At 43.0% G+C, this 15,038-nt stretch carries 10 protein-coding genes; 6 read left to right on the top strand and 4 right to left on the bottom strand.

Going from position 1 to position 15,038, the window contains the following annotated elements; all coding sequences use genetic code 11:
* The first annotated feature begins 2 nt into the window (after window positions 1-2).
* The gene (locus LIX84_RS01925) at window positions 3-1,544 is read left to right on the top strand and encodes an NAD(P)H-hydrate dehydratase (protein WP_226420468.1); all 1,542 of its coding nucleotides are present in this window, start codon (window positions 3-5) and stop codon (window positions 1,542-1,544) included.
* 436 nt (window positions 1,545-1,980) lie between these two features.
* A complete protein-coding gene (locus tag LIX84_RS01930; RefSeq protein ID WP_005396079.1) occupies window positions 1,981-3,024 on the top strand; it encodes a GMP reductase in 1,044 nt (347 codons plus the stop codon).
* Window positions 3,025-3,171: 147 nt separating this feature from the next.
* On the opposite strand, the gene LIX84_RS01935 is transcribed toward LIX84_RS01930, so the two are convergent.
* The 3 genes from LIX84_RS01935 to LIX84_RS01945 all read right to left on the bottom strand — a co-directional run bounded on the left by LIX84_RS01935 (window position 3,172) and on the right by LIX84_RS01945 (window position 7,038).
* Window positions 3,172-4,467, bottom strand: a complete 1,296-nt coding sequence (locus LIX84_RS01935) for a linear amide C-N hydrolase (RefSeq protein ID WP_226420469.1) — start codon at window positions 4,465-4,467, stop codon at window positions 3,172-3,174.
* Between the two features lie 465 nt (window positions 4,468-4,932).
* The gene (locus tag LIX84_RS01940) at window positions 4,933-5,259 is read right to left on the bottom strand and encodes a hypothetical protein (RefSeq protein WP_047008149.1); all 327 of its coding nucleotides are present in this window, start codon (window positions 5,257-5,259) and stop codon (window positions 4,933-4,935) included.
* Between the two features lie 87 nt (window positions 5,260-5,346).
* Window positions 5,347-7,038 carry an FAD-binding oxidoreductase gene (locus tag LIX84_RS01945; RefSeq protein ID WP_226420470.1) on the bottom strand — a complete coding sequence of 564 codons (1,692 nt, stop codon included), beginning with the start codon at window positions 7,036-7,038 and terminating at the stop codon, window positions 5,347-5,349.
* Between the two features lie 283 nt (window positions 7,039-7,321).
* Between LIX84_RS01945 and LIX84_RS01950 the strand changes: the two genes are divergently transcribed.
* Window positions 7,322-7,795, top strand: a complete 474-nt coding sequence (locus tag LIX84_RS01950; RefSeq protein ID WP_226420471.1) for a DUF1842 domain-containing protein — start codon at window positions 7,322-7,324, stop codon at window positions 7,793-7,795.
* A gap of 134 nt (window positions 7,796-7,929) precedes the next feature.
* On the opposite strand, the gene LIX84_RS01955 is transcribed toward LIX84_RS01950, so the two are convergent.
* Window positions 7,930-11,103, bottom strand: coding sequence for an AAA family ATPase (locus LIX84_RS01955; protein ID WP_226420472.1), 3,174 nt, complete (start codon window positions 11,101-11,103; stop codon window positions 7,930-7,932).
* An 868-nt stretch (window positions 11,104-11,971) separates the two neighbouring features.
* On the opposite strand from LIX84_RS01955, the gene LIX84_RS01960 reads away from it, so the two are divergent.
* The 3 genes from LIX84_RS01960 to LIX84_RS01970 all read left to right on the top strand — a co-directional run bounded on the left by LIX84_RS01960 (window position 11,972) and on the right by LIX84_RS01970 (window position 14,986).
* On the top strand, window positions 11,972-13,270 hold the full coding sequence (locus tag LIX84_RS01960; RefSeq protein ID WP_226420473.1) for a hypothetical protein: 1,299 nt from the start codon (window positions 11,972-11,974) through the stop codon (window positions 13,268-13,270).
* A gap of 7 nt (window positions 13,271-13,277) precedes the next feature.
* Window positions 13,278-14,225 carry a formyltransferase family protein gene (locus LIX84_RS01965; RefSeq protein WP_226420474.1) on the top strand — a complete coding sequence of 316 codons (948 nt, stop codon included), beginning with the start codon at window positions 13,278-13,280 and terminating at the stop codon, window positions 14,223-14,225.
* Between the two features lie 146 nt (window positions 14,226-14,371).
* Window positions 14,372-14,986, top strand: a complete 615-nt coding sequence (locus LIX84_RS01970; RefSeq protein ID WP_164665489.1) for a phage tail protein — start codon at window positions 14,372-14,374, stop codon at window positions 14,984-14,986.
* The last annotated feature ends 52 nt before the right edge of the window (window positions 14,987-15,038 follow it).

Genomic DNA, 15,038 nt, shown 5'->3' on the forward strand with positions numbered 1-15,038 from the left:
AGATGGACTTTAATCTCGCCCTAAAACTCTACACCGCAGAACAAGTAAAAAACGGTGAAACGCTGGCAGCGCAAATGGCTGGTGTTTCTATGTATAGCCTAATGCAACGCGCAGGTATGGCTGTGTATGAGCGTTTTTTACACTTGTATCCCAAATCAAAAAATATCTTAGTCATTTGTGGCAAAGGGAATAATGGTGGTGACGGATACGTATTTGCCTCGCTTGCTAAACAAGCGCAACTCAATGTACAGGTTTTCCAACTTGGTGATGTGACTGCGCTCAAAGGTGATGCTTTACGCGCATATCAAGATTGGCAGTCCATCGATGGTGTTAACAATGATTGGGATGAGTGGAATACCGCATTGCTAGAAGCCGATGTGATCATTGATGCCATGTTAGGCACTGGTTTAAGTGGTGAGATTCGTTCGGAGTACCGTCGCTACATTGAGCAAATCAATCAAATTCACACCCCAGTGATTGCAGTCGATATTCCTTCCGGGTTGTGTGCAAATACAGGTGCTATTTTAGGCGATGCCATTCACGCTGAGCATACCGTAACTTTTATTGGTGTTAAGCAAGGCTTGTGCACCGGACAAGCGAGAGATCGAGTTGGTGAACTCCACTTTTGTGGATTGGGTGTAAATGTTGAGTTTGATTCTATCGAAGTAGAAAGCGCACTAGGTATTGATCATCAGGTTGTTTCAAGGTTAATACCCAAGCCAAACCCGACCGCACACAAAGGTGACAATGGCAAACTACTTTGTGTCGGTGGTAACCAAGGTATGTCAGGAGCGATTCGTTTATGTTCCTCCGCAGCGGTTAGATCCGGAGCGGGTTTAACTGCCGCAATTACTCACCCGAGTAGCCTTATTCCACTACAGATTGGCTGCCCAGAAGTAATGAGCCAAAGCATCACCGCCGACTTACTCAGGGATACTGAGAACGACTTAACCAAACGCATTCGCTGGGCTGAAGTATTGGTGTTTGGTCCAGGTTTTGGTGATGATGAGTGGGCTTATCAAGCCTATCAATATCTGGCTCAAGAACAGAAACCTAAAGTTGTTGATGCTGATGGGCTCAATATTCTAGCGATGCTAAGCCAACGATGTGATGGCACTTTGGTGTGCGACAACCAGCGAGTGATCACGCCGCATCCTGGAGAGGCAGCTCGACTATTAAATGTGACCACTCAACAAATAGAAAGTGACCGATATTCTGCTGCAAGACAACTGCAAGAGCGTTATGGCGGTGTGGTGGTTTTAAAAGGTGCGGGAACGCTTATTTACGATGGAACGAGAATGTACGTCTGCCTAGCGGGCAACGCAGGAATGGCGACGGGCGGAATGGGAGATGTGCTATCAGGTGTTATTGGTGCATTGCTAGCTAAAGGGTTACCCATTTCCATCGCGGCACGTTTAGGTGTGGTACTCCACAGTCATGCTGCCGATATAAACGTGAGTCAGCATGGTCAAATTGGTCTTTTGGCAAGTGATGTAGTTAGCACACTTCGTACCGCTATTACTCAACAAATCGATAGGACGTAGCTAGATCTCGCTCATTACTATGAAAAAGTGGGCCATTTTTTTGAGTACTTTTTCCGAATTGGCAGCGCATCTTAGTATTAGGTGATTGAGTTTTAGGCAGATTTGAGAGGTTGTGCGTTTTCATTTTAAAGGTATGACGCAAAGGTTTGCGCAATAGGTTAACTTGAACGTTTTCTTAAGTTGTTGATAATTATAAATAATGAGAAAAAATAACGACTTGAGGAGTGTTTTTGATATGCGATTATCAAGATGGTATCACAAAAAAAATTCAAATATCAGACTTGTAGGAAATAAATCACAGCCTATAATGCTGAAAACCGGAGCGTCTGCCAACGCTCCGGTTTTTTTGTGTCCGAAGAATAGTGAACTCGTCTGCCAACGATGTCACTACGCACTCTGAAATGACACATATACATATGAATCAAGGAATTACACAATGCGTATCGAACAAGAACTTAAGTTAGGTTTTAAAGATGTACTGTTTCGCCCGAAACGTTCTACCCTTAAGAGCCGTTCTCAAGTAAATTTAACCCGCGATTTTACATTCAAGCATAGTGGTCGTCAATGGTCTGGTGTGCCTGTAATCGCAGCAAACATGGATTCGGTTGGTAGCTTTGCAATGGCTAAAGCGCTAGCTGAGCATGGTGTAATGACTGCTGTTCACAAACATTACACGGTAGAAGATTGGGCTGAGTTTGCTAAATCAGCTGATAAAGCAACCCTGAATAACGTAATGGTGTCTACGGGAACATCTGACGCGGATTTCCAAAAAACCAAAGATATTATGGCGCTTTCAGATGAATTTATTTTCATCTGTATCGATATTGCAAATGGTTACTCAGAGCATTTAGTCGAGTATGTTGAACGCGTGCGAGCAGAGTTCCCAGACAAGGTGATTTCTGCGGGTAACGTGGTTACTGGTGATATGTGTGAAGAGTTGATCCTCGCTGGTGCAGACATCGTGAAAGTAGGCATTGGCCCTGGCTCAGTTTGTACAACTCGTGTAAAAACGGGTGTTGGTTACCCGCAGCTTTCTGCAATCATCGAGTGTGGCGATGCAGCGCACGGCCTTGGTGGCATGATCATCGGTGACGGCGGTTGCTCATGCGCAGGTGATGTATCCAAAGCATTCGGCGGCGGTGCGGACTTTGTTATGCTAGGCGGCATGTTAGCGGGCCACGAAGAGTCAGGCGGCGAAGTTATCGAGAAAGACGGCGAGAAGTTCATGAAATTCTACGGCATGTCTTCTAAGAGCGCGATGGAGAAGCACTCAGGTGGTGTTGCTGGCTACCGTGCGGCCGAAGGTAAAACCGTATTATTGCCATACCGTGGTAGCGTTCACGGCACTATTCAAGACATCCTTGGCGGCGTTCGCTCAACTTGTACATACGTGGGTGCAGCAAAGCTTAAAGAGCTAACCAAGCGTACTACATTCATCCGTGTTCAAGAACAAGAGAACAACGTGTTCGGTAAAGAGTAAATCGACTGAATGTAACAAGTGTAAAAGCAACCATACGTTATATCTATAGCAGATAAAACTATACTATATGCAGCTATGAGCCAGAGTGAGATTGATTTCTTACTCTGGCTTTTTTGCTTCTCATTTGTTTGCGCTTCAAAATTAACTCTAAGCGATTTTAATAGTTGGTCGAGATTCGACTTGTTCAAACGGTAATGATGTTGTAACTGGCATGAGCTGTAAAACGTTTGAAATCTGACAGTCTCTATTTAATCCAATATAGTCTTTGACATTGGCTACTCGCCAAGTCATGTCTCCGTAAGTACGCAGATAGAACGCGGGTGACTGATGACTGTTATGTCTAATAACGCTCCATTGGGTGATATCACTAAAAAAGACTTCAGGGTTATCGGATGTCTCAAACTCATTCGCCATGATGCCCAAAGGTATATCAACGCGATTAAGTAGCTTTTGTCCGAGTGAGAAGGCTTCGTCGAAGTTAGTTGGTTGTTCGCTTAACTGCTTAATTGCATAGGTTTGTACAAATCGAGACGGCGGTGTTGGGTCGGCGGGTAGACCCATCAAGCCAGCGCCATTGATTGATTGAAGTGGGCCAGGCACTTGGACATGACGTTGCATGGTTACTTCATTGTTTGGTTCTGGGTTGTAGTTGCGCAAATTGGAAAAATAAGAGAGGTGATTGACATGCCAATGGTAATTTGGGCAGTTAGTCATTACTCCTACATAGGAGTGGTCCACAACCACTTTATAATCATCAAAGTCGTATTCGGTACATTGATAGCGTGCTTGCTGATTTTCCTCTTTGCTGAACATATCGCTTTCTTTGAATGCTCGATAGATATGCATATTACCGTTAAGAAACTCAATGACCGCACTGTCATTATTTGCATCGTGAATCACGAAATGCTGATCCAACGTCATATTGTCACTCTCTGTTTCACCAGTTGAAATAGTCGAGTTAAACACGTAAACGGGGTGAGTAGTGAAGTACGTCACCATCTCGTCCACAGTATTAAACGTAGACAAGATAAAAGTACCAAACAGGCCGCTGCCTAATGCAAAGGCATCATCAGGGATGTGAGAGGTCGATACATTTTGATTGAGAATGGGCAAGTACAGTGACCCAACAGAAAGGCCAGATTCATTAATGCCATCAGCTGTTAAAAGAGGGTTATTATACCGGGTAATGGCGTTGCAGTGTATGAAGCTCAACTCTCCCTGCCAATTTGCTCGAAACTCACATTCTTTACTGTGACGTTTTGGCGGCTGACCATTGAAAACACGGTCGGCTTTGCCGTCGGAAGTAAAGGTCGTAATTTGGTAAGTTTGTTGGGCCCTAAACCAAATCTCGGTCTGAAGGTTAACTGCAAACTCCATCGTTCTAGCGGATAAGGTTTGGTTGTTGCAACCATAATTGATATTCACATCTGTACACATAGCCATGCTTTCCGTTGTTTATCTTGAATGATGCATATCCAAGAAACTCTCTGAATCAAATGCTTGGAGATTAAGTGGATATAGAAGAATTACACTTTAATAATGGTTTTAGCCATTGAGATAAGCGCATGCTATTAAGTTAAGCATTCAATCAAAAAACGTCAGTAGCAGTTTAGTATCAGTTGATAGAGTTAAAATAAAAAGTGATGTATTAAGTAAAACTCTTTGATCTTAGAACTCAATAATATATTTATTTTTTCAATCTTGGTTACTCTAGATTTAAAGTTGATTTTAAAAGTGATTTGTATTTATTCGATTATCTTGCAGTGGTGATATAAAGTGAGAACATAAAGTTAACAATTTCAGATTGTGATTGAAAATGGGGAGAGTCTTCAATCCAAATACCGAGAAATGAAACTGCCCGAGAAGTTGTGCAACTGTCTCGGGCGAAGTGATGAATCGGGTAAGTGGCTATAAAGTTTTCTCACAAGAACCGCTAAGTGGTGGAGATATTTTTAAATTATCATTAAAGATTTCCACAGCGACGGGGCCTTTATTTTCGTCTTTTGCATAGTATGCACAGGATTTGTCCCCAGTATAGGTTTCACCTGCCTTTTTGAAACTGTAGTACCAGGAGTCATGGGTAGCGGCACCGGATTCAAAACTAGCAGATTCAGATTGTTCGCCAGTATTCAAGTCGAAACGGACCTCCATTTCCGGAGAGTCTTTAAATCTCACATATCCGGTGATTTTATCGCTGGAGTTATTTTTAACGTAAAATGAACCCTTAGTTGTCATAATTTTTCCTCTTTTTTAATTTCTATACGTGATAGAGCGTCCAAATGACGGCCTGTAAATATATGCTTTTTAAGATGCATATTGATGTTAAATGATGGTCTTATTAGTTCTAAGATGATTAAACTTATCCTTAGCGTATTTTTCTTTTATACCGATTAAGTCGCGGTAGCTTCGATCAAAATAAACGCTTGTCGGAATTGCCGGATCTTTAAAGCTGATGAAGGCACCATAGGTTCCCGGTATATCAGCTTCTCTGGCTTTATCAATCCAGTCCATGGCTCTGTTTACATCAACAAGTACTGGGTTATTTTGTAGTTCTAGTTTTTGCTTGATCTCTTCATTCCACCAGGTTTGGTATTGGACCGTATATTGACACTGGCGGTAGGGGAAAGATATGTCTTCAAGATCGTCTAAGTGATGATAAAAACCGCCAGTGATCGCCCCTAAGGTTACGTAACTAAATAGCCCTTGATCGCGGTTTTCTGGCTTTATCAAAGGTGAAGTTAAGCTTTGCAAAAGTGCAGTATAGCCCTCAGGTTTAAGACCTCGCTCTGACACCAATCGCGAAGTGATTTTGTGAGGTGCTGGGGCGTCATAATCTGGAGGGAAAGGAGAACCGCTTTGACACAAAGAATCGCGCCCCCATGTGCTCATCAGGGAGTGATCGTATTTCTTCCCGTCAAAATCAGTGCCATGTGCTTCATAGACTTGAACTAAATCAGGGGAGCAAGCGCCAAATTGAACGGCTATAAATTGGTCAAGATCTTGCACTGTTCCTTCCCAGTAACCGTACATAGTGCAGTGATGGCTGATGGTTTCGAGATCACAGTGGTTAGATGATTCAGGCAGAGCATCAATTTGCAAGTTGGTGCCAAGAAGTTTAGGCGTATCGAGGCTTTTTATAGCCTGCTCCCAATTTTTTAGCACATCTATGGTAGGGTGCGTTGGTATTGGCTGAAGCATACCGTTGATTTTTGGATAGAGGTTCCACTGAAGCTCGAAGCGGTGGATCTCTTTGGGTAAAGGGAATGTTTTTACGCGTAGCTCGGTAACAATGCCATAACTCATGCCTCCGCCGCCTCTTAGTGCCCAAAATAGGTGAGGGTTGGACTCTGCTGAGACTTCTGTGATCGTACCATCACCCAATACCACGGTTGCACTCACTAGGTGCTCACAACACATGCCGTATTTTCGAGTCCAAGGGCCCCATCCTCCGCCTTGAATATAGCCAGTCAACCCAACTGTGGCACAGGTTCCATGTGCAATCATTCGATCATGCTCTGCAAGTTTTGGTGTCAGTTGATAGAAGCGATAGCCAGCACCAATGGTGGCGATATTTTCACACAATTGAAAGGTCTTAATTCTGCTCACGTCAATCAAAATGACGTTGTCACCACTGCATTCACCTGCGTGATCATGCCCTCCTGAGCGAACACGAATCGGGAGACTGAATCGAGTTGCTGTTAGATAGGCTTGTTGAACTTCTTGCGTACTTTCGCACATGACAATGACAAAGGGTTGGTGTTGATAGCGAGTATTGAAGATGAGTGACTCGACTTGATATTGGTTCAAACCGGGAACCGGTGAAACCGTGTTTTCAAGAGGTGTCAGTAGTCGCTCTTTAGGAAAACCGCATTTATCCATTTTCTGAATAAACAGTTTGGCATTATTGATTGAGATTGAGTACGCGTTAAGTACAGCGAGGCGTTGTATTTGAGGGTTAGGGTGCTGTTCTACCACTTGGTTTTCTTTCGTTCCCTGCATCCATTCTTGTTCCATTATTTTTTCCATTTGGCTTATGTATTGAGTAGTTGTTTAAATATTAACTCGCACGCATATGTTTGCCATATCAGTTTGGTATCAGTTGTTCTGTACAAATCGCCAAAAGCATCAGCGAGAGAGCAATAATATCTGGTTGATGAAAAGAACGAGCGGCATCTGCGTGACCTTAGATAATTTATGTAGTCAAGTAGATCTGAGCCTAAAGTGATACTGAACTTGAATGACGTGTTATCTACATTGAATGGGTCACTAACGACAATAAATTCAGTTGGAGAACACAATGAAAATGGAATCAAAAGAATCACAAGCAATTTTTACTGCTCATTATCAAATTGGTAACGGCTTACCTGGAGGAGTGAACTTCGATGTTAATCTACTCGTGGCCAGCGAAGACAAATCAATAGTGGGTAAAGGACATATCTTTCAGGCCATTAACCCACCGTTAAATGTGGTGTCTGATCTCAATGGCAGTTTCAACTATCAATGCACGATGCGTGATTGTCATATCATGGTGACGTTGCAGGGCTACCAGCCTTACCTAGGTATTGCTCCTCTAGAAGCAGATCTTCACAACGTAACGCTCAACATCCTACTTAATGATGATTGGAAGTCAGGCGTGGCATTTTATCGATATAAAAATAGTTCAGGTAAATGGATTGAAGTAGCAAATCAACGCGTTACTCTACTTTTACCTGAGCATGTTCCTAGCATCGAAAACTTTAAGGTGGAGCAAAGTGATCTTGCGCCAGCATAAATCTAATCAGCGATGACACTGTGCCAAAACACAGATATTCGATGGTTTCGAATATCTGTGTTTGATGAGGTAAATCGAGCAAACAAGATGATTTGACGGTGCAATTAATCGACTTTCTTCGTTTATTGAATATTTCATGGTTGAGTAGATGTGAAGAGCCAATGGTCGAGCTCATCAACACTTATTTGAGCCTGGTTCAGTTGATGCTTACGCGCGGCCTGATTGAAGTTTAACAACTCAGAGACAGAGCTGGACTGGTCGAGTAAGGCAAGCATCAGATTCGCTTGTTCAATATAAAAATCACCCCATGGATGCGGATCTTCTCGGGTGAAGTTAGCAAGCTTATCGCGATATTTTCGAAGTAGCGCAGGCTGCTTATACTGCCACGCTACTTGGATTCCTTGTTGGTAAAAGCGTAAATAGTTATGACCAACACAGGTTGATTCTAGCCAAGCCTCACCAGTGCGCAAAGCGGAGAGGGCCGTTGATTCATCGCCACAAATAAGTGCCTTGGTAGATACGAGCCAAGGACCAATAAAATTGTGTAGCTTATTGATATGAACAAGATCTAGAGCCGTGTCGATGTCCGAAAGGGCTTTCTCCTCTTTTCCCTGATACCAGTGCAATCTTGCACTGGACTCCAAAAGAAAAGCGACAAATCGATGAGCATTAAGCTGTTTTGAAAGTTGCAGAGCGGTCGAGATTTCGTTTTCAGCTTGCACCAAGACATTACGGTCGAGAAAGATCCATGCTGCCGTAAGTCTGGAAACAATTTCTGCTCGGCGGTTTGCCGTGAGATAGGCAAGATTCGAGGCATGCTGAGCCTGTTTTAGTGCTTCGTCAGATTGCAGTTGATAGATCATCACTGTTGCCAGCATGTAGCGATTGGCAGTTTCAATCGAAAGCAACTGATGCTCTTCACACAGTTGCAAACACTCGGTTAAGTGCTCGTATGAGCGAGCCATTTTTCCTTGTGCGTAGGCACAATCACCGAGGCCGCCAAGCGATTTTGCTTTCGCGCGAAAACAGTTTGCTCGCTGACTGTAATCTAATGCAAGTAAATGTTCTTTCTCACATTCGTCTAGCTGCCCAGTAGGGAACAGCATATTACCTCTCATCGAGTGGATTTCACACAAAGATTTATTTAACGTCAGCTTTTCGCACAGGGCTTGGGCTTGGTCTAAAATCGACATCGCTTGTACAAAGTTGTCGGTTAAGCGGTAGGGGTTAATGAGGTCTAAATAGTATTGAACACGTTCAGGATCATTTTCTGTGTGATGAACCGCTTGCTCAAGAACCTCAATACTCTCTTTGATGCGTCCCATCGAATACAGGCAGTTTCCTTTCATATTTAGTGCATACGCCATCTGTTCTTTAGGTGACTCTTTAATAGCGTACTCAATAAGAGTCAGTGCTTTTTCAAACTGATAATTACTCAGGTAATGTTTGGCGGTCTGTTCAAGAACAGTAAATACACCTTCGACCTTGGCATGATTAATATGGACGGCATATAAGAATCGATCTCGGTTCTCATACCATTTTGCACAGGCCATGTGTATTTTTGAACACTGTGACTTGTCTATTTGACGGAAAACAGCATTGCAAATCAAATCATGATGGAAAAGGTATTGATCGCCATTGAGTTTTACTAAGCCAGCGTCGACTAACTTATCTGGTACGTAGCCGGGAATTCGAGTGATTTCACGCAGTTGCTCCAGTTGAAAGCACTGCCCCAACACAGAGGCAGTACAGAGTGCTTGGCGATCTTGGTCTGGAAGTTGAGCTAATTGTATCGAAACTAAATGTTCCAATGACTCCGGAACGTCTTTATCAAACTGAGAGCAAAGCAGTGTTTGGCGCAAGTATAGAGGATGGCCTTTCGCAAGCTTTATACAGTCATTGATATGTTTATTCTGTTGGCATGTGATTGAGCAAGCTAACTCGTAAGACTCTTCAGATGATAACTCCCTAAGTTCGATTAGATTCACGTTGGCAAACCAAGATTGTTTGGAACTAAGTCGTTTTTGCTGCCTAAACGTCAGAAAGAGTAAAATATTGGTTTTTGTGATATGAGGTAGCAGTGTCTCAAGAAATGCCAACATTACTTCGTCGGCCCAATGGACATCTTCAACAATAATCAAATGCGGTTTGCTGGTCTGCCGTTGTTGAATTAAGAAAGGGATAGATTGCTCTATCGTTTGTTTCAGCGTTTGGAACTCCATTAAGTTCAGCAACTGCTTTTCTGATTCGTTGAGTGTTACCCCCATTAACCAATAAAGGCAGAGGTGGAAAGAAGAGGGAATTGATGACTCGACAGTTTGCTGACGAATAGAATCATCGGTATCTTCACGAGTAAATGAACAAATTGCCCGAGTGAATATATTTTGAGGGGACAAGAGATCAGCACTGCCATGATTCAGGATTTGAATCTCTGTGGTTAAACACGAAGATCGATTCAAAGACGCAATGACTTGGTTGAGTAGGCTGGTCTTTCCTATCCCTGCGGTACCAGTAATACAATACGTTTGGCCTGCTTCTTGTTTTTGCCATCGCTTGATTCCGCTATTCAATGTTTCTAGTTCAAGTTTACGCCCTACAAAACAGTCAGTATGGCTTTGGTGTAAGGATACAAGATGCCAGTTGTTGAAGTCTGGCTCTCCTGTTAGAAACGGTTTTATTGGTCTGGCACAATTGGACGAGATAAAGCAAGGACAAGCAGCTATTTCTCCCCAAGGGATTTTAACTAGGATTTCATTGATTGGGGTTATCGCATTCGGATGTTCCAATAGCTCAGTGACTCGATGTTTGTATTTCACATTGATAAAAGACCGAATCGAAGCCGAAAGAGCAACCTGTAATTGAAGGGCTAGTTGTCGAATTCGTTCAAAAACATATTCGTCCGATTCCTGTATAGACCAAGTAAGAACAAACGTCCGGTTTTGTATTATGGGTGTAGTGTTTTGGCTAAAAAGTAATGTTTGCAGAGTCTTTGCGGTCAAATCACACTTTGCTTCGATTGCAAAAATAAAAAAATATGGTGGTGATGAAGGCACATTTGTAAGTAATGGTTCTGAGGCGCGATCTATTAAGAGGTCCTCTAGGGGGACAGAAAAGTATTCCGCGAGATTGGATGCGGTACGATACAGCACATTCGCCCCAGACTCTGCTCGCTTTATGGAAGCAATAGATACGACAAAACCCTGTTGAAAGCATTCTTCCGCCAGTCTTTCTTGGCTCAGTCCTAATTTCTTTCTCAGTTCTTTGAGTCGTAATACGTTGAGTGGAATTCTTCCATCCCTATTTGCCATATTTCACTCCGTTGTAACGTATAGCTTTTCCCAGTAAACCTGAATCGATTGGATATGTTGAGTGAATAAATTTATCTTATTTCACCACATATAATACTAGTAGTTAAAATGTTATATACGAAAATGAAATGGGCATTTTAATCTTCAAACTACCTTAATTTATTGTTGTATTAGTGGTGTTTTCGTTATTAATAATTTTGATAATTATTGTTGTGAATTCATGTTTTTATTAATAAATTTTTTGAAATGTCTTTAAATGTATGTCTTTTAAAAAATTGCACACCTTCAACTTATATTGGACTGCATTGAACTTTAACAATTAAATTCTTTAATTTTAGATACATAAATTGATAATCTTATTTTTAGTGTTTTTTTTATTCCTATTCTGGCGAGTTAAGTTTTTCTAGTCTATAAATTTAATATCGGCACTTTCTAAATAAATTCCGATAAAATTATTTTAATTTCAATATTATAAATAGTTGGCTTTATACAATGGATATTGGCTTTTTATGCCTGTTAAAAGGATTTCATATTACACCACACTTGAATGCCGCGCTTACCTCTATCAAGGAGACTGCGTGGCTGCCACATGTCAAACGATCTTGTTATCGAGGGGATTGGCAAGCGCTTGCTTTAGAAGAATCCTATCGAAAGGCCTATTACCCTAACTATTTACTACTCTCTGAATTTCCAGAATTGGAACTGTTTTTATCTCAATTTTTCTGCCCAATTTTGTCAGTACGGTTTATGAAATTAGATCCGTGAGCTCAGATATTATAACGCCGAGCTTATGGCGTATGTTTTTCTCAAGTACAGGCTTGTTTACATCATTAACTACTGCTACAGCGGCAATTGAGGTTCATGAATTATGCAAAAGGGCTCACCTATAGAATTCTACCAGCAACGTCCTCAATCTCGTGAGACGGTCGGTGTTGAAGAAGTGCAGCAACAAACTCAACAGTTTGGTTTTGCTGAACCCGAAATGGATGAGCTGCTTAAGTACTCATTACGGACTCAACTTGAGGCTATGCTCCAAAACCAACTCAGCACGGCTGAACGCCAACGGCAACTGAAAGAGAGTTTCGCTGCGGCAGTTGAGCTCGTATTGAAGGAGACGAAAGTTGAGCACCGAACACTGGTGCAAGCCTTTCAGACCATGTATGGCAACGCTTGCCAATCTCTTTCTCTGGCTAAACTCACTCAAGAGGAACTGACCCGACAGTACATTTCCACGTCTGGGCTGGTGATGTCTCCACTTAACTGTAAACACACCATCAAAGATGTGTACCGAATTAAAGGCTTTGCGTGTGGTACAAACAAAGCTATCCAACAAATGCTTGCCAACAAGCCACAGGTTAAAGTGCTTTATCCAGCTTGCGGCCCCTTTGCACCATTGCTGCTGCCTTTACTTGCTCACTACAAACAAAGTGATCGGATTAGCGCAGAGCAGCTTCAGGTGACACTAGTAGATATTCACCCCGGAGCGATTAAAGCACTCAATCAATTGATCGCTGATCTCGATATCGCAGACTACATTGAAGCCTTAGTGGAAGAAGATGCTACCCAATTTTCGTCAACTCAAACGTTTGATCTCCTGATACTTGAAGCGATGCAGCATGGCTTTAGTCGGGAAGGGTTCCTAAGCATCGCGAAACATTTGGTTCAATATTTACATATTCAAGGCGAAATAATCCCCAATCAGGTATCTGTGCGCGCCATGATGGTCATCGGGGAGACGGAATTTAATCAACAATGGGAAAAAGCAGAGTATGCACATTCCAACCATTGCCAGCCGGAAGCGATAGATGATCGAATTGATCTGGGAGAAATTCTTAACGTCAATAAAGCCATGTTGCTCAGAAGCGAGATTTTTGAGCTAGATGGTGGAATAAAAATGCTGCAAGGCAACACCATTGAGCTGCCGAAAGATGTGCCAGATATGGCAAAACGTATCCTCGCCATTTACAGCCATATCGATACTTACGGAGATGCGATGGTCGGACAATACGACTCTGGTATTACCCATCCTAAACCCGACATGACTTTTTATGTGGATGCCAAGCCCAAAGCTGTTGAACACCATTACTTTGAAGCGAAGGGAGGGGATAAGGTCAGTTTCTATTATCAGTTAACCGGATTGCCAGGTTTTGTCGCCACCCATGGATGATTTCGATATGCAGCAAAAATACGTCGTTTTTACAGGAAGTTGTTACGCCTTGCCCATCATTCAATTGTTGGCACAACAGCATAAATTGGCGGGCGTGGTAGTACCGGAAGGAGAACTAAATCCTGACTTACAGCAGCTACAGAGCTATCTGAGCGCTCAATCGATTCATATTGCTCAGTATACCGCCAATGACAGTAGTGCTTTGATAGCGCAACTCGATGCTTGGCGAGTCACGGATGGCGTCATCTATTTGTTCAGGCACATAGTTCATTCCTCGCTGTGTCAGTTTTTCAACGGAAACTTGTACAACATTCATCCGGGAAAGCTGCCCGAGTATCGAGGCCCGATGCCTCTCTATTGGCAATTAAGAGACGGTTTAGACACCTTTAGCCTCACCCTGCATCGTCTTGAGGCATCGGCTGATTCTGGCGCTATAGGAATGGAGTTAGAGGTACCATTTCACCCGTTTGAGACCTTAACCAGTGCTCAGCAAAAAGCGTCACAAATGACGGCTAAGCTGATGTATGACTTCCTCATCGCGCAACAAAAGCAAGGGCTGGTTTGGCATAAGCAAGTATCAAACCCCAACGAAGTGGCACGAGCAGTAAACCAACATGATCTGCACATTCGTTGGAACGTGCAAACGAGTCGCGAAATCGTCAACTTAGTGCGAGCAGGCAATCATGACTTCGGAGGTGCGATGTTGAGCTTGCCAAATGGTGTCGCCAATGTTTTGCAAGCAAGCGCAATGGAGACTTCTTTAGCCGGTGTTGAGGCGGGGAGCATTCTCGAGATCAGCCCACAACATGGGTTACAAGTGAAAACGTTAGATAGCGCAATATCAATAGATGTTATTGCTACACAGCAAGGCGTGTTTTCGGGTTATCGCTACGCGCAAATGGCCGGGCTGGACGCTGGGATGTCATTGCTTCAGCACGCTTCAGCCTGCGAGTAAAGAAATATCTCAATACGGCTCTTTGCGGCATTAATGAAGCCCGCAACGGTATTTAGTAATGCGAGATTGGAAAGTTTTACCCAACCACACCAATTACGTTATGGGTTGGTTTTAACTTAAGTGTATACGTTAAAAGGAAGAACAGTATGGCTACAGAACCGTATCTTGGGACACTAACCGCATTTGGCGGCAATTTTGCAATTAGAAATTGGGCAATGTGCTCGGGGCAAATGCAGGCAATTGAAGATAATCCAGCACTCTTCTCTCTAGTTAGCACTCTATACGGAGGTGACGCCCGAACTACCTTTGGTTTACCTGATTTGCGTGGCCGCAGTCCAGTTGGTGTAGGCACACGACCTGGGGGGATGGATTATCATCAGGGAGAAAGATTGGGTACTGAACTGGTAACTATTGATATAACCCAAATGCCAGCACACTTACATACGGCAATTTTTACCCCTCTTGGCACTTCTGCACCTGTAACAGGCAGGATGCAGGTTGCTACCAATGCTGCAAATACGCAGGTACCCGAAAGTAATTCGTATATAGCGCAAAACTCTACCCCCGGGTTCTATAAACCGACGTTTCAGCAACCAGATTTGACCGAGATCGAAGGCTTAAGTGTGTCTGGTGGTGGCTCGGAAGGAGGTACTGTAACTGTGACTGAAACAGGCGGTTCAGAGCCACTTAATATTTTGAGCCCGGTATTGCCGATTAATTGGTTAATTGCCACTGCGGGAGTATACCCACCGCGTAGCTAATCAACCAAGAAAGAATTGGCTGAAACTTTCGCTAATCCTTTCCTATAAAAAA

The sequence above is a fragment of the Vibrio sp. E14 genome (genome assembly GCF_020515785.1).
Classification (GTDB): domain Bacteria; phylum Pseudomonadota; class Gammaproteobacteria; order Enterobacterales; family Vibrionaceae; genus Vibrio; species Vibrio diabolicus.